Here is a 14,999-nt window from a genome sequence, read left to right on the forward strand (position 1 = left end):
AAAGCTCCTTTATGCGGTCAAATCGACAGTAGATGTAACGTTGATCGGCTGACCATCGGTAGCCAGCGGTTTATTGATAATGCATTCGCCAAAGCTGCCCATTGATGCGGCAAGGGTCACTCCATTTACGGCGAAGTTCAGAGTGAGCCGGTTACCCAAATCAATGAATCGTGAAGCGCCCGTGCCAGATGGGTCATCGATATTCAGGGTGTCGAGGGAAACGGAATAGTTTCCTGCAATTGAGCTGGCCAAAAGGGCATAGTGCTCACTCAGGATAATATCGCCGTCCGACCAAACGAAGTGCCCAGAGCCCACAGGGCGGCCATGGGCGCGCCCAATAAAGGCACCCCCAACGCCGATACTGAGCTTCGGACTATTTGCCGCATCAAGCCCTTGCGCGAGTTTCAAAACCACTTTTTGACCGTTAACGGCGCCTCCATCCTCAATAGCCAAAAAGTGCATGAGCGAATTATTACCATCGACACTCGTGGTAACGACTGGCTCAATAATTGGTGAAGCACCCGGGCCGCCGTAACTTCTGAATGCCACGCGGTTTCTTACTTGATGATAGATATGTGAAGAATCCTCCCTTCCACGAAATTCATGCACTTGTCCATTATGTAGTCGAATGGTCACAAACGGGATGTCACCGGAGCGCATCAACGCCTCTCGGATAGTTGCCAGAGGCGCACTATCGCCACCACTATTGCTGTCACTCCCCAGTACGGCGTCAATGTGATAAGTACGGGCTAGGTTCGGGATCGCTTTGACCGCCTCACTAACTTTCTGATCAATGCCCCGCATCTTGTTCGCGACTTCGCTGGTTAGCTTATTGGCGGCGCTAACCAGTGCCGTGATTTGGCTTTCTAGGCTCATGTAGCCTCCTGTTCCGTAGTGCTGTTTTGGATAGTGGCGGCGCCGTTGGTAAAGGCGTCGGTTAGGGCGATGAGGGCGTTACTAAGCTTCTCTTCTTGCTCAGCTACCTGGGTTTTGCTGGCTTTCTTTGCCAGTTGCTCGCTGATTGTGGTCGCGAAATTGGGGTTGTTGCCTAAGGCGTCGGCAAGCTCTGCCAGCGTATCGAGGGTTTCAGGGGCGCTGCCGATCAGTTGCTGAATACGTGCGTCGATCTGCTCGGTGGTGAGCACATCGGTTTTGTTCGCTTTGTTGCGTAGCTTGCCGTCGATCACGCCGAGCGTGTGGGTCACCGCTTGGCGTAGGGCGATGAGGTTTTCATCAAAGCTCATTTTGTGGCGTCCTCCTGTGCGGCGATCATGCCGCCGTGGTAGCTAATGGCGTCGGTGAGTGCGGCCATCACGCTGTCGATTTGCTGGGCGGCTTGGCGGGCTTCGGCCACTTGGGCAAGGATCTCCGGCGATAGCGTGCCGGGTGGCCCCTGCAGGCCGTGGCTAACTACCTGAAAGCGCGGCGGCGCGGGTAGGCGCACGGTGACGCTGCGGGCGGGCATGGTGATGGTGAGGCGGGTGGCGTTAGCCATGTATCACCCCCGGCTGTAGCTGGAAGCGCCCTTGCAGCAGGCTGAACACGTCGCCGTTGGGGAAGGTGATGCGCAGCTCGTAGCGGGCGCCTGCCCAGTGAGGGGCTATCGGCCCGGCGGTTTGCTCGGGGCGAATGTGCAGGTTAATGCCGCCCTGTGCCGGTTCCAGCTCGATACCGCTACCGGTTTCGCAGGTGAGCAGGGTTTCGCCCTGATGGCTGACCACCATAAGGATGGCTTCGCAGCCGGTGAGGTCGATCGGCGTGGCATGGGTGTTGGAATTGCCATCGTCGCTGGCCCAAGCTGCGCTAAAGCGGTACGTGGTACCGGCCACCATGGTGAGCGTGGGGGCTTGAGTACTCATGCGCGCTTCTCTAGTTCCTGAACACGAAACAGCAGATCCACCTGGCGGGCCATGTTGTCGACGATAGCGGCCGCGTTGGCGGTGTACTGTTCACCCCAGGCAGCCAGCGAGAGATTGGCCCCTGTCGTGACGATGGTGACGGCGTCGGCCGGTAGGGCATCCAGGCGAAGATCAAAGGCTAGCAGCAGCGGTACGTTATTAGAGACGTAGGCCAACGGCTGCTCATCTGACCAGATTGCTAGCAGCGTGCCGTCTTCCAGCTCGAAACCTACCTCGCGCACCCAGAACTCCGGGCCATCGCCGTCCACCACGCCGGTGACGTGGAGCTGCCGGTCGGCGGTTTTCTCGCCATCGGCAATGGCAATACGACGGCGCTGGTTGCCTAGCGAGGTGTGCGAGGGGCTGGGCGTGCGGCCTTGGTCGCCGAGCACCATGTGGGTAATGCGTGCCTGTAGGCCATCGCCTTCAGCGTTAAAGACCGCGTTTAGCCCGGCGAGGGTGAGCGTGGGAGTCAGGGCCGTCATGCGTATGTCTCCATGGAGTAACGGGCCACCGCTGTGGCGCTAAAGGTGCAGGCCACGGCTAGCGGGGAAGTGGATAGAGTGGCGTCTTGGGTTGCCGTGGCGGTGTGGCGAGCAACACCAGCCGTACGTTGCGCGGCGGCTACACCAATGCGGCTGGTTGCTTCTAGCGGTGGCGTCACGGCGTTGGCGGTGTCACGGCGAACGGCTGCGCTTTGAAGGGCACTGGCGGCACCGATGCCTGCCGCGTATTTGGCACCCACCTTGAAGGTGTAGTGGCTGCGCACGTTCTTGGCGTTGTCGATGGCGTGGCGTAGCTGGGTGTAGAGCGTGTCGCTGAGTAGCGCGGGGGCTTCGGGCGTGAGGTTTTCGTTCACGTAGAGCACGGCGCTGAACGTGCCCCGTGGCAGGTTCGGTGTGGCTTCAAACCACTCGGTTAGCTCTACGCTAACGCCTAGCGATTCCATGGCCAGCTCCACCGCTGGGCGGGTGCCTTTGATGCGGTGTAGCTCTGCGCTGTTGGCGATCACGCGGCGCTTTATGCTTTCTGGCCAGGTTTCGTGCCACTGGTCGACTGAGAATGCCCAGGCTAGGAAGGGCAGAAACTGCACCGGACAAGTGGCCGGGTTCCAGAGCGTGCGCAGCGGTACCGGCAGCGCGAGCGGGTGCGATGCGGCCAGGCGCGATTCCAGGGCGGTGCGGTTAGGGGGCAGTAGATCAGTCATACGCCCTCCGCCTGTAGAGTGATGCCGGTGCAGTGCGGCGCCTGGTATTTGGCGGCGATGATCTCGCTAAAGCCTTGGAGCGTGATGCGCTCAACGCCTTCGACGGTGAGGGCGGCGTGGACGCCTGAGCGGGTGATCCAGGCACTCAGACGGTGGCGGGCATCCACATAAGCCGTTAGCTGCTGCCGGGCTTGCTCACGAATCACCGCAGGGTCGGGGCCATCGCGCAGGGCGAGCACGGCGCTGATGCTAAAGGGCAGCAGGGTGGCGGCCTGCACGGTGACGCGATCCGTCAGCGGGCGGCGTTCATCCACGCGCTTGCGCACGGCTTCGAGCACCGCTTGGCTGGGCTGGCCACCGTCTTCCCGGGAGAGAATGGTGAGCACGACCTCCACCGGCTCGGGGCTGGCCACCGAGACATCTAGCACGCTGGGATGGGCGCTGATCGCCTGATATTCGTAAGCTCCGCTGGGCCCTGCCACCGATAACCCCTCAAACGCCAGCTGGATGCGGGCGCGGTAGTCGCGGTTGCTTTCAAGTGTTGGCGGTACCGGTGGAAGGGCGGTGGGGTTGCCTTCGTCCAGCACCAGGCGTTTTACGTTGAGGTTGGCCCCGAGCTGATCAAGATCTTCATCGTTTGCAAAGGCGATCATGCAGGCCCGTGCGGCTTCGTTGATACGTTGACGAAGTAAGAGCTCGCGGTACGCGTTCTCCTGCAGCAGTTTGACCGTTGGCTCGGATTCGAGAGCGAGCAGCTCGGCAACGCTTTCCCGCTCCTCTTCGGGGTGCAGGGCAACCAATTGCGCTTTTCGTTCAGCCAACAGAGTTTCATAGTCCAGCGGCTCAATGATGTTGGGCGCGGGTAGCCGGGAGAGGTCAATCGCGTTGTTCATGCGTTCCCCCTTAGCGGCACCGCGAGGCTAACGCTTTCGCCGTTATCTACCCGCCGGGCAGTAATCATCAAGTCAAAGCGGCCGGGCCGCTGGGTGGATACTTGCCGAGAGACTTGCTGTACACGAATGCGTGGTTCCCACCTCATCAAGGCCACCACGGTGGCGGCATAGGCGCGCAGAGCGGTGGGGCCGTTTAATGGTTGGTCGATCAGCTCTGGCAGCAACGAGCCGTACTCTCGGCGCATTACGCGGGAGCCAATAGGCGTGGTGAGAATGTCCGCCACGGATTGCTGGATATGGGCCAGCGAATCCAGCCGACGGCCGTTCTGTGCGCTCATGCCCGCCATTACACCGGCCCCTGGGTATTGGCGGGGCCGGGTTGGATGCCGCTGTGGGCATGGTCGTGCCCAACGTTCTTGCCGTTATGCCTTAATCCACCGCCTTGCTGTGCATAGCCGCCTTCACGGTTCAGCTCACCGGTATGCTTAATATTGCCCTGCCAGGTAGTGCCGCCGGGCGCGGTGATCTCAATGGCACCGGGTAGGCGGATGCGCAGTACGCTGTCAGTGTGGTCGTACTCGAATAGCCCTTCATCGGGGAACAGCCTGCGCCAAAGCGCGGCGGAATCCGCAGGGGCTGGATGCGCGTTGGAGAACAATCCGGTCAGCACCACGCCAGCAGCAGGGTCGCCGCCAGGTGAAAAAATGATGACCTGCTCGCCTTGGGTGGGCGGGTTCCAGTCCCGCGTGGTGCCCGCGCGGCCTTCGAGCCACGGCAGCCAGCCGGTGAGGAGCTCGCCGGTTTTGACGCGCACGCGGGCAGCGTCGTGATCCACCTCGGCAATGGTGCCGAGGCGGATCAGGTTGTGCAGCAGGCGGAGAAGTTCGGGAATGTTCATGCCGCTATCGTGCGGCGGCGTGGCGTTTGGGCGAAGCGGCGGCAGGTGTGAGTGGGTGGATTTACACCGTGTCCAGGTGGGTGAGTACCGATCCCGCAATGTGTTCGCGATCCTGGGCGGTAAACCCGAGTAGCTCGCGCTGGGCATATTCGACGCGGGGGCCGTCGCGGCTGACGCGGTCGCGTAGGCCGTATTGGTGGGTCTTGGTCAGACGGGCGACGTTGCCGAAAAAGCCGACTACGGCGGTGTCACCTTGGTTCGTGGCCTTGAGCCACCGGGCGGTAGAGAGCTTGCTGAACATGGCGCGGCGGCGAATGCCGCCTTGCTTGGCGCGTAGTGACGGCACCTTTCGAGGGGCAAAGGGTGTGCCGTCCGGGTTCGTTTGGGCGCGGATACGCTCGCGCTGACGACGGCGAAGATCTTGCGCGACCTTTCGAGCGAGCCGGCGGCGTTGCTTGGCGTCCAGTTTGGCGATGAGGGGGCTCAGCCAGTCGTCCAGCGCCTGAATGTCATCACTCATCGCCGTTGCCCCATTCGGCCACGAGTGTGTAGTCCGGATCGGTTTCGCTATCGCGTATCAGCAGCTGCCAGCGAGCGGCGGGGCAGCCGGTGGACTCGAAGCGAGGGAGTGCGTGATCGACCTTTATATGTCCGGTGTCGCAATCCACCTTGGCGAGCACGCGCTCGGTAAGTTTGACGCGTAGGGCGACGTCCACCGATTGATTACTGAGGATCTCGGCTTCGAAGCTTACCGCCTCAGTTGGGTCGGCATCCGGTTGGTACTCGGCCAGCCACTGCAGCAGTGGCACAATGAGGGTATCGAGGTCCGCGCTAAAGTCGGTGAGGACCAACTGCGCCGTAAACTGGTATTCGTGGGTGAGGTTGGGGCCCCGGCGAAACTCGATACTGCCTTCTTCCACAAAGGTGAGCAGCCGTTCAGGATCGCGGGCGAGTATCGGTACGGCGTTAATCAGGTGTGTGCGCAGCAGGTGGAGTTTTTTCATCGGCGTTCTCGTGGCAGGCAATAATGGCGTCTACTTCGGCGGCGCACTGCGCCCATGCCGCTTCGGTGCGTTCAAGCTGCAGGTGCAATTCGCCATTGGTGAATGGGTTACTGGCCGGGAGCGTGCAGGGGCTTGGCGTCGCGCACTGATTCGTAATAAGCAGCGGCGCCGGTGATGGCGGGGCGGTGGCGCAGCCGGTTAACAGCATCAGGCAGGCGAGCAGCAGCCCAGGCGCGTAGCGTCTCGTTTTCACGGTGAAGATCCTCAATGATGGTCAAGCGGTCGGAGGCGGTTCGCGCAAGCGCCGCCTGTTGCTGGGCTAAAGCGCGGCGCTGGTTGGTCTGGCGTAAAGCGTTATCCCAGAGCGCATCAATCACGACCTGATGCTGGGCTTCGCGTTGGCGGGATTCCGCCAGTTGCTGTTCGGCAAGCTCGGCGCGGGCCTCAGCGGCGTGGGTGCGTTGCCACAGTGCCCAGGTCACCAGCAGCACAAGTGCCAGAATGGTAAGGGCGGCAAGTAGTCGGCTCATGGGGAGGGCGCCTGTTCCAGCCCGGCCAGACTCAATCCTGAAAGACAAAGCTCCCGTTCGGTAGCGCGGCGTTTCACCAGGCCGTTGAGTTTTCGCCCATCGGCATATACCCAGCGGCTTAGCTCATGGCAGGCGCCGCGCAGGTCGCCCTGGTTGAGCTTGCGTAGCAGGGTAGAGCGGGCAAAGTTGCCTTCCCCAACGTTGTAAACGAAAGATGCCAGCGCGGCGCGGGTGGGGGCGGGCAGATTTACCCGGGCGCGCCTGTCGACCGTGGCGAAGGCGTCGCCCAAGTCTTCTTCAAGCAAGGCGGTACACGCTGCCTGGCTGAGCGTTTGCCCCATGCGCACGGTGGCCGTGTGGCCATAGCAGATGGTCGGAATGCCCACGGGGTCGTGGTAAGCCGTGGGGTGGTAGCCTTCGTAGTAAGTCACCACGGCGGTGGCGATACTAATGGCACCGGCGGCGAGGCTAACGCCAATACGTGTTTTAAGACCCACGACGGTTCTCCCAGTAGTGGCGCAGGCGGGTGAGATAGCGGGGTACCAACAACCCGATCTGCAGCGCGAGGTATAAAAGCGTTAGCACCGTGACCCAGTCGGCAGGCGTCATGCCGCCCACGTGTAGCAGCGAGACGACGGCGGGCGGTGCAGCCTTGGCGGTCTCGGTAGAAATTTCAAAGTGATGGCTCATGCGGGCCTCAGCCTGTGTTAGTCCCACAGCTGCACGCGGGGTGCGCTGTGTTGGGGCTCGGTGATCGTGGGCAGCGTAATGGGCGTGCCATGAGGGAGTATCGGCCCGTGTTCGGCCAAGTCGGGGTTGGCTTTCAGCACCTGTTCGGTAAGCCCTTGGGTGCGGCCATAAACGCGGTAGCACACCGCGTCCAGCGTGTCGTTTTGCTGGGCATACACCACGGTCATATCAGCTCGACCGTGCTATGCGGGCGGCCCTCGATCTCGCTGATCGCCCAGGTGGCGTCGCGTCGGTAGCTGGCGGCGGGGTCGGTCAAGCGCTCGCCGCGGTCGCGACCACTGTTGGTGGCGTCATAGTCGGCGTAGCGTTCGATCAGACTGGCGTGGGCCATCGAGAATACGGCGCGCAGGTAGAGCCCGCGAAACACTTCCGGCGCTTGCCAGAGGGGGATAGGCAGTGAGTCCATGGTGGGGTAGCCCGCGTCGACCTTGGCCTGCTGCCAGTGACGCAGCGTGCGGTTCACCGTAGCTATGGCGGCAAGCAGCGCGCCTTCGATGCGGGCGCTGGTGATGGTGCCATCCAGCCGGTGGCGTTCACGGAAGTCACTCGGTTGGATGTCCGGCCAGAAGCCGTTGTTCTCGATGCACGGCTCCGGCGTTTCTTTCGTGGGTGTACCTGCAGAAATGAAACTGCTCATCGGGTTCCCTCGTATTGTGAGCCGCTAAGTAAAAGGGGGTGGGCGGCGTTTCGAGCGTGGGCCGTGGCCTGACTCTCACGTCGCGCCCCCTGACGTCGGCGGTCGACTCGGTTGGCCTAGCCGGTGGGCTTGGCGACGTTCTGTTTCAGCTCGCGCTCGAGGCGCTCGATATCTTTCTTCACGCCCACGCGATCATTGAGCTCGAGCGCGCGCTGGAAGTGTTCGAGTGCGGCGGTGGTTTCGCCCCGGGCGCGGTGGCCGTTGCCCAGCGCCTTGTGAAGCTTGGCGCGGATCTGGTCGTGCATATCGGCGCTTTCAGTGAGGCGGTCGATCTCGATCAGGGCGTCCACCAGGCGGGCATCACCTTCAGCCAACGCCAGAGCTTGCTCGGCTGATTCTTCGACGAGTATGGCGGCGGTGGAGCGCTGGAATTGATCGCCCGGCTCGAGGCCATGAGCAATGGCGTAGCGAGCGATGGCGAGTGCGCCGTCGATGTCTCTCACGTCGATTCGCCAGAGCATGACGCGCATGATGACTTCGTCCTGGGCGCCCTGGCCGGTTTCGAGCACGCCAGTCACGTACTCGGCGTAGTTCGGCAGGATCTTGCGCTTCACCTCGATCTTACGTTCGACGGATTGGATGCTTTTCAGGCGGCGGTAGTCCTCAAAAAGCTGCGCTTGCATTAGATCGAAGGCATCACCGCGCATGGGGGCGTCACCGGCGTCCGCCGCGGCCTGGGCCGCGGTGACGCGCTCGAAGTGTTTGCGAATCGAGCTGGTCATGATTACTCCCCGGTACTGGCTGCGGGGGCGTCGACGTTCTCAATGCCTTCGATGAGACAGCCGTTACCGTAATCTTCGATGACGTAGGCGTCGTTCGAGCTCTCGTAATTGACCAGACGCTTGCGCTCGGGCTTTTCGATCAGATGACGACGGCGCGAGCCTTCCTGCCAGTAGATGGAGAGGTTGTCGAGGCTGGTGATGAAAATGGCGTTGTCCGGCATGAACGGCACTTGGATGGCGTTCTGCCCACCCATGCGTTTCTGAGCCATGATCAGGTCGAGTGCGCGTGATTCGGTGGGCTGCTCCCACTCGTTGATCTTGGGCAGGTATTTCTCGGTCATCATCGAACGGCCCACCAGCGCGACGAGGTCGGTGTTGTCACGATGCCAGGGGTCGATCAGTGAGTTCACGGCCTCGAACAGCAGCGCGTCCAGGTTCTGGAACTCCTGTCCTTTCCCATACTGAATGCCACTGATGACACGAGCTGAAGCGTGGTTACGGTACTGCTGCAGCCAGCCGATGTTCACATCCTGCAGCATCGGGTTTTTCGCACGGTCGGTCTGCTTGGCGGCAGAGGTTCCGTTGAAACCGATCATGATCCGATCCAGCGCTTGCTGACGGACGATGGCATCCCGCACGCGCACTTGAAAATCCGGAAACTTGGCCCAGGCATCCAACTTCGCCCAGCTGAGGAAGGTATCGAACTCGGTGGAGTGGCACTCGTAGTCGTGTGCTTCGAGGTTGGTTGGGTCGATGGGATTGCGGTCACGCTGGCTGACATCGGTACGGCCAGCGATGGGGCTACCGATGCTCAGGCCAAGCTTCTGGCCCTTGAGGTCGCGCACGCCAACCATATTGACGCGACCCAGGAACTCACTGGATTCCTGGATCTTGGTCTCGAGGGTTTGCTGCACCGTGGCGTCGATCTCGAACGCGGAGAAGGCATTTTCGGCACCGTTGAGCTGGGCGAGCCGCTTGGCGTAAGTGTTGAGTTGCTTGCGGGTTTCGTTGCGCATGGTCTCTCTCAGCAGTCGGTTTCGTAGGCGTCACCGCCGCCGGTGGCTTCGCGGCGGCGCTGGTGGCGTGGGGTTTTATCGAGTCGGGTATACAGCTCGTCGAACCGGGTTTTCAGGGCCTCGTGTGCCTCGCTCAGCTCAGTGAAGGCGGCGGCGGTAGGGCGCTTGGCAAGGTCATCCGAAAGGGCCGCGTAGCGCGTTACGAACAGGTCGAGCGTTTCCTCGAGCTCGGTGCGGAAGGCGGCAAAGCCCTTGTCGCTCTTGGCGTCGTGCTTGGCGAACAGCGCTTTCACGCGCTCGGCCAGCGTCGGGCCTTTTTCCTGCGGCTCGTTGAAGTCGAAGGTGGTCTCGATGGCCTCGGAGAACAGGTTGTCCGGGCGCTGCTTGCGGCTGGCCAGTGGTGATTCGCCGCCGCTCTCGACCTGCTGGGCGCTGAACTGGAGCATCGATGTGCCGAGTGATGCCGGGGTGTCGGTGACGGCCAAGCCGACCAGGTAAGCTTCACCGGTATCGGCGAAATCGAGATCCACCTCCATGCTGGTGTAAACCTTCTGGCGTTGCTGGTTGAGCGTCTTGAGTTCCTCGGTCGGGTCGATCTCGGCGAGCAGTTGTAGCTTCCCTTCAGCGTTTTTCTCCGTTTTCAGGGCCGTTACGTCACCGTAGCTTTTGAAAGGGCTATCCGGCATCACGCCGCGAATGTGTTCCAGGTTGATGCGACAGCCGTATTTATCGGGGTCGAAATTGGCGGCCATTTGTTCGAGCCACTCGGCGGAGATCTTGCGGCCGTCGGTTGTGGCGCCTTCTGTAGCAATGCGATGCCAGGGCATGGGTGGGCCTCGGTTGGTTGGGGCAGTGGCAGGTGGTCAGGTTCCGCGCCCAGGCGTTTGCGCTCAATGCGCGCTGGGTGTGAGTACCGGTATCGACCCCGAGCGGGGCGGTCGTGTCCTTGCGCGCGCGGGTACGCTGGCGGCATGACACAGATCGCCCACATCGACGACGACCAACACCGCTTATCTGCTCGGCACCTTTACTGGATGGGGTGGCGGATCGCGCGCATCGCGGAATTTCTGGACGTGCCCCGGGCCACCATCGATAGCTGGAAAAAGCGCGGTGGCTGGGATGAGGCCTCGCCTAGCCAGCGAGTCGAGGGCGCGCTCGAGGCGCGCATGGTGCAGCTGATCTGGAAGGACGCGAAGGAGGGGAAGGACTTCAAGGAGATCGATCTGTTGGGTCGACAGATCGAGCGGCTGGCCCGGGTGCACAAGTACGAGGGCAGCGGGAAGGAAGCGGACCTTAACCCGAATATCGAACGACGCAACGCAGGTGAGAAGCGCAAACCTCAACGCAATGATGTGGGTGACGAGGGTGTTATCCAGATCGTCGAGGCCTTTGAGGCGTCACTGTTCGATTACCAGCGCGGCTGGTACCGGGCGGGGCAGCATGAGCGTATCCGGAACCTACTCAAGAGCCGCCAAATTGGTGCCACCTGGTTTTTTGCCCGCGAGGCTATCGCGGATGCGCTTGAAAGCGGCAAGAACAAGATTTTCATGTCCGCCTCGAAAGCCCAGGCGCATATCTTCCGGAACTACATCATTCAGTTCGTGAAAGAAACCACAGGCGTGGAGCTCAAGGGCGACCCAATCGTGTTGGCCAATGGTGCGGAGTTGCATTTTCTGGGCACGAACGCCAAGACGGCGCAGGGCTACCACGGCGACACCTACCTGGACGAATATTTCTGGATTCACGGCTTCGAGCAGTTCCGGAAAGTGACCAGCGGGATGGCGATGCACAAGAAGTGGCGCCAAACCTATTTCAGCACACCGAGCAGCGTGGCCCACGAGGCGTACCCGTTCTGGACCGGCGAACGCTTCAACAAGCGTCGGGCAAAAGCGGATCGTATCGAGATCGACGTGAGCCACTCGGCGCTGGCCAAGGGCGCACGCTGCGGCGATGGTCAGTGGCGGCAGATTGTGACGATTCAAGATGCCATCGCTGGCGGGTGCGATCTGTTCGATATCGACCAGTTGCGCCTCGAATACTCCGACGAGGAGTTTTCAAACCTGCTGATGTGCGAGTTCGTGGACGACTCCCAATCGGCATTCCCGATGATGACCATGCAGCGCTGCATGGTAGACAGCTGGGATATCTGGCGAGATTGGAAACCCTTCGCCCAACGGCCGTTCGGCCAGGCACCGGTGTGGATCGGTTACGACCCAGCGGGCGACGGCGAGAACAGCGATGGGGCAGGGTTAGTCGTGCTGGCACCGGCGAAGAACCGCAATGGTCGTCATCGCATCCTCGAGCAGCACCGCATCAAGGGCCACGACTATGAAGCGCAGGCCGAGTTCATCAAGAAGGTGTCTAGCCGCTACAACGTTCAGCATATCGATATCGATACGACCGGAATGGGGGAGGCCGTAGCGCAACTGGTGTCGCGCTGGTTCCCCCGGGTCAGCCGTCACCGGTATACCCCCGACAGCAAAGCCGCACTTGTGCGCCAAGCGCAGCACATCATCAGTCACGGCCGCCTGGAGTTCGATGCGCGCGACGTGATCGTCGCGCAGTCGTTCTCGGCGATCCGCCGTGAGCTCACCGCCAGCGGCCGGCAGTTCACCTATTCCGGTGGTCGCAACGCGCAGACCGGTCACGCCGATCTGGCCTGGGCCACCATGCACGCACTCAGCAATGAGCCCATCGATGTTCTCGCCGAGGGCGAGCGCGGTGGCTCGATCATGGAGATATACGGATGATAGCGACAGCGGACAAACCGCGCGTTCGTGTGCGGGCGACGCTGGCGGCGTCTCCGGCACCGGCGCGAGCGGAGTCTTTCACCTTCGGTGACCCGGTACCGGTCCTCGATATGCACGACTTTCTCTATAACGGCTGCTGGATGTTGGGCGCGAAGTGGTACGAGCCGCCGGTGGATCTGCCCGCGCTGGCCCGGGCCTACCGCGCGACGGCGCATCATGGCTCATCGCTTCAGGTGAAGCGCAATATCCTGAGCCGCTCGTTCATTCCGCATCCGCTGTTGAGCCGCCAGGCGTTCCGGGCGCTGGTGACCGATTACCTAGTGTTCGGTAATGCCTACGCCGAAAGGGTGTTCGGGCGCCTGGGCCGGCTGCTCGAGATCCGACCGGCCCAGGCGCGCTATGTGCGCCGCGGTGTGGAGCCGGGCCAGTACTGGTGGACGAGCGACTGGCGAATGCCCGCCGAGTTCGAGCGAGATTCGATCATTCATCTGCTCGAGCCGGACATCAACCAAGAGATCTACGGCGTGCCCGACTACCTGGGCGCCATGCAGTCGATCTTGCTCAACGAAAACGCGACCCTGTTCCGACGCAAGTACTACCTCAACGGCAGCCACGCCGGGTTCATCCTCAACGTGACCGACGAGGCCATGAACCAAGAGGACATCGACGCGATGCGCGGGGCGTTGAAGTCGTCGAAAGGGCCAGGCAATTTTCGGAATCTGTTCCTCTATACGCCGGGTGGCAAGAAAGACGGCGTGCAACTGATCCCGATCAGCGAGGTAGCAGCAAAGGATGAGTTCGCGGGCATTAAGAACATCACCAGAGATGACACGCTGGCGGCCCACCGGGTACCCGCTCAGCTCATGGGCGTCATGCCGAACAACGTCGGCGGCTTCGGCGATGTAGAGAAGGCCGCTCGGGTGTTCAACACGAACGAGCTTGAGTCACTGCAGGCGGTGTTTCTTGAGATCAATGATGTGGTGGGGCAGGAGGTGGTTCGATTTAGAGATTATTCCCTTTCAGGAGACTGAAGGTTATGCTCAACTGAAAGTGTTAGTTGAAGTAAGGAGGTTACGATGGGGCAACATGACGTAGATCGCGAAAAAATGTTAAAAGCCGTTCGTCAAAGGTTATTCAGGGTTTACCCAGGATTGGAAGACGGCTATGAGTCGGTCAGCTTAGAAAAGATCTCACCGACAGAATATAGAGGGGATATGTCATATCATTTTTCTAAGGCAGAGGGAGGGGCTTACACGACTTCAATCTTGGTCAAGGCTAAGCTCGATGCTGGTAAATGGAATGCGTATATTGAGCGTGGGCCTGATGACTGATTTCAATCTATAACATTTAACCGCCTATCGAAGGCGGTTTTTTTTATGACTGGTTAAAATTCTGGCTAACCAACCCAGCTAACTACTATGGTGCGCCGTCGACTCCCCGCCCCGCCTGCGCGCTAAACCTGTGTGATTTTATGCGCCCATGCGCATGCCGCTAAGCTGCGCCGTCACTACGGTGTACGGTCAAATCATGTACGTTCATTTTCATGCGGAATCATGCGGATTTCGTCATACAGCGTTATAGCTAACTCAGCTAGCGGGGACAGCCTCAGAAGCATGGGGGACGTCGGGAAAAGGTAATCTAGGTGATCTGGCATATTTTTATATGTAACTAACTGATTATTAGAAGTTTATAGATTACCTTTGAAAGGTAATAAAAGGTGATGCAAAAGGTAATTTTCTATTAAGTGCATGATAGTTAATGATTTTTATAAGTGATCAATTCACCTTTTGAAAAGGTAATGTGGTTACCTCTTGATCACCTTTTTATTACCTTTTGAACGACTGTTTTAATTATATATATTTCAGCGTCTTATTCCTGTTTTTCGAAGTTGGTTACCTTTATTACCTTTTTCCGAGACCCCCAAACATTCTGACGAAGCCTTCACACATGATGCGCACACGCACGTGTCATATGTGACCGTCGTAATGTGCTGGGAACGAGTTGGGAACAAAATCGCAGTTTTAGCCAAGATTACGGCTATACAAATCAAGTGCTTATCGCTGTATTACACACTCAGTGTGGTTTCGAATCCCTCCCCCTCCGCCACAGAATATAGAAAAAGCCCGCTGAGCAATCAGCGGGCTTTTTTGTGTTTGGGATTTGGCTGTCCAGCCTTTTCACCTTTGCCTACCTTGGTCTTGTTTTCGTCAATACGAAGGTGACAAGGCTTGCTGGCTTCGTTACTGTTATCTTAAGAATCATGAGCTATCGATATGAGCTTGATAACGACCCAGAGCGGGCATCCCGGCAAACGCGGCATGCTCGTTCAGCCATGTTAGAAGGTAAATAAATGGGGAAATCTCCGAAACTGGCTCAAGCCATTGGGCTGATACTTGGCATTGGGCTAATCGTTGGGGCGGGCTATCTTGTCTGGATAATCCTGGCTAGGTTGCTGATATTCCTAGAAAGTGCGAATCCTTCCGTTTCTGCGGCAGTTGTCGGAGCAATGGCCACTGTTTTAGTGGGTGTTGGAGGTGCTCTCTATACTCAAGCACAGATCAAAAAAAGGGAAATTGAAGAGGCTCATCGGGAAAGAAAGGTAGAACTGTATAAAGGCTTCTTGGATATGGTGGC

The 14,999-nt window shown here is 59.7% G+C and carries 24 protein-coding genes; 4 read left to right on the top strand and 20 right to left on the bottom strand.

Annotated features, from left to right (window positions below; translation table 11 throughout):
- Positions 1–9: 9 nt before the first annotated feature.
- The 20 genes from ACT3TY_RS15390 to ACT3TY_RS15485 form a co-directional block, all read right to left on the bottom strand.
- Positions 10–876, bottom strand: a complete 867-nt coding sequence (locus tag ACT3TY_RS15390) for a hypothetical protein (protein ID WP_444628826.1) — start codon at positions 874–876, stop codon at positions 10–12.
- Positions 873–1,244 (bottom strand): hypothetical protein, encoded by a 372-nt coding sequence (locus ACT3TY_RS15395; protein ID WP_444628827.1) that lies wholly within the window; start codon positions 1,242–1,244, stop codon positions 873–875. Before ACT3TY_RS15395 ends, ACT3TY_RS15390 begins: the two co-directional genes overlap by 4 nt.
- Positions 1,241–1,495: a hypothetical protein gene (locus ACT3TY_RS15400; RefSeq protein WP_444628828.1), complete on the bottom strand. Its 255-nt coding sequence runs from the start codon at positions 1,493–1,495 to the stop codon at positions 1,241–1,243. Before ACT3TY_RS15400 ends, ACT3TY_RS15395 begins: the two co-directional genes overlap by 4 nt.
- Positions 1,488–1,859, bottom strand: a complete 372-nt coding sequence (locus ACT3TY_RS15405; protein WP_444628829.1) for a hypothetical protein — start codon at positions 1,857–1,859, stop codon at positions 1,488–1,490. The genes ACT3TY_RS15400 and ACT3TY_RS15405 overlap by 8 nt, the downstream gene beginning before the upstream one ends.
- Positions 1,856–2,383, bottom strand: coding sequence for a phage tail-collar fiber domain-containing protein (locus tag ACT3TY_RS15410; protein ID WP_444628830.1), 528 nt, complete (start codon positions 2,381–2,383; stop codon positions 1,856–1,858). Before ACT3TY_RS15410 ends, ACT3TY_RS15405 begins: the two co-directional genes overlap by 4 nt.
- Positions 2,380–3,105, bottom strand: coding sequence for a phage tail protein I (locus ACT3TY_RS15415; RefSeq protein WP_444628831.1), 726 nt, complete (start codon positions 3,103–3,105; stop codon positions 2,380–2,382). Before ACT3TY_RS15415 ends, ACT3TY_RS15410 begins: the two co-directional genes overlap by 4 nt.
- Complete coding sequence (locus ACT3TY_RS15420; protein WP_444628832.1) at positions 3,102–3,998, bottom strand: baseplate assembly protein; 897 nt, start codon at positions 3,996–3,998, stop codon at positions 3,102–3,104. Before ACT3TY_RS15420 ends, ACT3TY_RS15415 begins: the two co-directional genes overlap by 4 nt.
- Positions 3,995–4,336, bottom strand: coding sequence for a GPW/gp25 family protein (locus ACT3TY_RS15425; protein ID WP_444628833.1), 342 nt, complete (start codon positions 4,334–4,336; stop codon positions 3,995–3,997). Before ACT3TY_RS15425 ends, ACT3TY_RS15420 begins: the two co-directional genes overlap by 4 nt.
- Positions 4,337–4,344: 8 nt before the next feature.
- Positions 4,345–4,896: a phage baseplate assembly protein V gene (locus tag ACT3TY_RS15430; protein WP_444628834.1), complete on the bottom strand. Its 552-nt coding sequence runs from the start codon at positions 4,894–4,896 to the stop codon at positions 4,345–4,347.
- A 61-nt stretch (positions 4,897–4,957) separates the two neighbouring features.
- On the bottom strand, positions 4,958–5,416 hold the full coding sequence (locus tag ACT3TY_RS15435; RefSeq protein WP_444628835.1) for a phage virion morphogenesis protein: 459 nt from the start codon (positions 5,414–5,416) through the stop codon (positions 4,958–4,960).
- Complete coding sequence (locus ACT3TY_RS15440) at positions 5,409–5,900, bottom strand: phage tail protein (RefSeq protein ID WP_444628836.1); 492 nt, start codon at positions 5,898–5,900, stop codon at positions 5,409–5,411. The genes ACT3TY_RS15435 and ACT3TY_RS15440 overlap by 8 nt, the downstream gene beginning before the upstream one ends.
- The gene (gene lysC, locus ACT3TY_RS15445) at positions 5,863–6,108 is read right to left on the bottom strand and encodes an Rz1-like lysis system protein LysC (RefSeq protein WP_441679923.1); all 246 of its coding nucleotides are present in this window, start codon (positions 6,106–6,108) and stop codon (positions 5,863–5,865) included. Before lysC ends, ACT3TY_RS15440 begins: the two co-directional genes overlap by 38 nt.
- Positions 6,008–6,430 (bottom strand): Rz-like lysis system protein LysB, encoded by a 423-nt coding sequence (gene lysB / locus ACT3TY_RS15450; RefSeq protein ID WP_441679925.1) that lies wholly within the window; start codon positions 6,428–6,430, stop codon positions 6,008–6,010. Before lysB ends, lysC begins: the two co-directional genes overlap by 101 nt.
- Positions 6,427–6,927: a lysozyme gene (locus tag ACT3TY_RS15455; RefSeq protein ID WP_444628837.1), complete on the bottom strand. Its 501-nt coding sequence runs from the start codon at positions 6,925–6,927 to the stop codon at positions 6,427–6,429. The genes lysB and ACT3TY_RS15455 overlap by 4 nt, the downstream gene beginning before the upstream one ends.
- Entirely contained in the window at positions 6,917–7,120 is a 204-nt protein-coding gene (locus ACT3TY_RS15460) for a hypothetical protein (protein ID WP_192528122.1), read from the bottom strand. The genes ACT3TY_RS15455 and ACT3TY_RS15460 overlap by 11 nt, the downstream gene beginning before the upstream one ends.
- A 17-nt stretch (positions 7,121–7,137) precedes the next feature.
- A complete protein-coding gene (locus tag ACT3TY_RS15465; RefSeq protein WP_444628838.1) occupies positions 7,138–7,347 on the bottom strand; it encodes a tail protein X in 210 nt (69 codons plus the stop codon).
- Positions 7,344–7,817 carry a head completion/stabilization protein gene (locus ACT3TY_RS15470; protein WP_444628839.1) on the bottom strand — a complete coding sequence of 158 codons (474 nt, stop codon included), beginning with the start codon at positions 7,815–7,817 and terminating at the stop codon, positions 7,344–7,346. Before ACT3TY_RS15470 ends, ACT3TY_RS15465 begins: the two co-directional genes overlap by 4 nt.
- 116 nt (positions 7,818–7,933) lie before the next feature.
- On the bottom strand, positions 7,934–8,599 hold the full coding sequence (gene gpM / locus ACT3TY_RS15475; protein ID WP_444628840.1) for a phage terminase small subunit: 666 nt from the start codon (positions 8,597–8,599) through the stop codon (positions 7,934–7,936).
- Between the two features lie 2 nt (positions 8,600–8,601).
- The gene (locus ACT3TY_RS15480; RefSeq protein ID WP_444628841.1) at positions 8,602–9,615 is read right to left on the bottom strand and encodes a phage major capsid protein, P2 family; all 1,014 of its coding nucleotides are present in this window, start codon (positions 9,613–9,615) and stop codon (positions 8,602–8,604) included.
- 8 nt (positions 9,616–9,623) lie between these two features.
- A complete protein-coding gene (locus ACT3TY_RS15485) occupies positions 9,624–10,442 on the bottom strand; it encodes a GPO family capsid scaffolding protein (protein ID WP_444628842.1) in 819 nt (272 codons plus the stop codon).
- Positions 10,443–10,586: 144 nt separating this feature from the next.
- On the opposite strand from ACT3TY_RS15485, the gene ACT3TY_RS15490 reads away from it, so the two are divergent.
- The 4 genes from ACT3TY_RS15490 to ACT3TY_RS15505 form a co-directional block, all read left to right on the top strand.
- Positions 10,587–12,365 carry a terminase large subunit domain-containing protein gene (locus ACT3TY_RS15490; protein WP_444628843.1) on the top strand — a complete coding sequence of 593 codons (1,779 nt, stop codon included), beginning with the start codon at positions 10,587–10,589 and terminating at the stop codon, positions 12,363–12,365.
- Complete coding sequence (locus ACT3TY_RS15495; protein WP_444628844.1) at positions 12,362–13,396, top strand: phage portal protein; 1,035 nt, start codon at positions 12,362–12,364, stop codon at positions 13,394–13,396. Before ACT3TY_RS15490 ends, ACT3TY_RS15495 begins: the two co-directional genes overlap by 4 nt.
- Before the next feature lie 45 nt (positions 13,397–13,441).
- Positions 13,442–13,696 (top strand): hypothetical protein, encoded by a 255-nt coding sequence (locus ACT3TY_RS15500; RefSeq protein WP_444628845.1) that lies wholly within the window; start codon positions 13,442–13,444, stop codon positions 13,694–13,696.
- A gap of 1,019 nt (positions 13,697–14,715) precedes the next feature.
- The coding region (locus ACT3TY_RS15505; RefSeq protein WP_444628846.1) for a hypothetical protein at positions 14,716–14,999 on the top strand (284 nt) is incomplete at its 3' end.

Source organism: Halomonas sp. AOP22-C1-8, from assembly GCF_052378905.1.
GTDB lineage: Bacteria > Pseudomonadota > Gammaproteobacteria > Pseudomonadales > Halomonadaceae > Vreelandella > Vreelandella citrativorans.

Bases quoted from the DNA above. Each gene is read 5' to 3' on its own strand.
- ACT3TY_RS15460 (WP_192528122.1), bottom strand. From the start codon at position 7,120: ATGAGCCATCACTTTGAAATTTCTACCGAGACCGCCAAGGCTGCACCG.
- ACT3TY_RS15420 (WP_444628832.1), bottom strand. From the start codon at position 3,998: ATGAACAACGCGATTGACCTCTCCCGGCTACCCGCGCCCAACATCATT.
- ACT3TY_RS15465 (WP_444628838.1), bottom strand. From the start codon at position 7,347: ATGACCGTGGTGTATGCCCAGCAAAACGACACGCTGGACGCGGTGTGC.
- ACT3TY_RS15410 (WP_444628830.1), bottom strand. From the start codon at position 2,383: ATGACGGCCCTGACTCCCACGCTCACCCTCGCCGGGCTAAACGCGGTC.
- ACT3TY_RS15405 (WP_444628829.1), bottom strand. From the start codon at position 1,859: ATGAGTACTCAAGCCCCCACGCTCACCATGGTGGCCGGTACCACGTAC.
- ACT3TY_RS15480 (WP_444628841.1), bottom strand. From the start codon at position 9,615: ATGCGCAACGAAACCCGCAAGCAACTCAACACTTACGCCAAGCGGCTC.
- ACT3TY_RS15430 (WP_444628834.1), bottom strand. From the start codon at position 4,896: ATGAACATTCCCGAACTTCTCCGCCTGCTGCACAACCTGATCCGCCTC.
- ACT3TY_RS15435 (WP_444628835.1), bottom strand. From the start codon at position 5,416: ATGAGTGATGACATTCAGGCGCTGGACGACTGGCTGAGCCCCCTCATC.
- ACT3TY_RS15440 (WP_444628836.1), bottom strand. From the start codon at position 5,900: ATGAAAAAACTCCACCTGCTGCGCACACACCTGATTAACGCCGTACCG.
- lysC (WP_441679923.1), bottom strand. From the start codon at position 6,108: ATGCTGTTAACCGGCTGCGCCACCGCCCCGCCATCACCGGCGCCGCTG.
- ACT3TY_RS15470 (WP_444628839.1), bottom strand. From the start codon at position 7,817: ATGAGCAGTTTCATTTCTGCAGGTACACCCACGAAAGAAACGCCGGAG.
- gpM (WP_444628840.1), bottom strand. From the start codon at position 8,599: ATGACCAGCTCGATTCGCAAACACTTCGAGCGCGTCACCGCGGCCCAG.
- ACT3TY_RS15400 (WP_444628828.1), bottom strand. From the start codon at position 1,495: ATGGCTAACGCCACCCGCCTCACCATCACCATGCCCGCCCGCAGCGTC.
- ACT3TY_RS15390 (WP_444628826.1), bottom strand. From the start codon at position 876: ATGAGCCTAGAAAGCCAAATCACGGCACTGGTTAGCGCCGCCAATAAG.
- ACT3TY_RS15395 (WP_444628827.1), bottom strand. From the start codon at position 1,244: ATGAGCTTTGATGAAAACCTCATCGCCCTACGCCAAGCGGTGACCCAC.
- ACT3TY_RS15485 (WP_444628842.1), bottom strand. From the start codon at position 10,442: ATGCCCTGGCATCGCATTGCTACAGAAGGCGCCACAACCGACGGCCGC.
- ACT3TY_RS15490 (WP_444628843.1), top strand. From the start codon at position 10,587: ATGACACAGATCGCCCACATCGACGACGACCAACACCGCTTATCTGCT.
- ACT3TY_RS15425 (WP_444628833.1), bottom strand. From the start codon at position 4,336: ATGAGCGCACAGAACGGCCGTCGGCTGGATTCGCTGGCCCATATCCAG.
- ACT3TY_RS15495 (WP_444628844.1), top strand. From the start codon at position 12,362: ATGATAGCGACAGCGGACAAACCGCGCGTTCGTGTGCGGGCGACGCTG.
- ACT3TY_RS15415 (WP_444628831.1), bottom strand. From the start codon at position 3,105: ATGACTGATCTACTGCCCCCTAACCGCACCGCCCTGGAATCGCGCCTG.
- lysB (WP_441679925.1), bottom strand. From the start codon at position 6,430: ATGAGCCGACTACTTGCCGCCCTTACCATTCTGGCACTTGTGCTGCTG.
- ACT3TY_RS15500 (WP_444628845.1), top strand. From the start codon at position 13,442: ATGGGGCAACATGACGTAGATCGCGAAAAAATGTTAAAAGCCGTTCGT.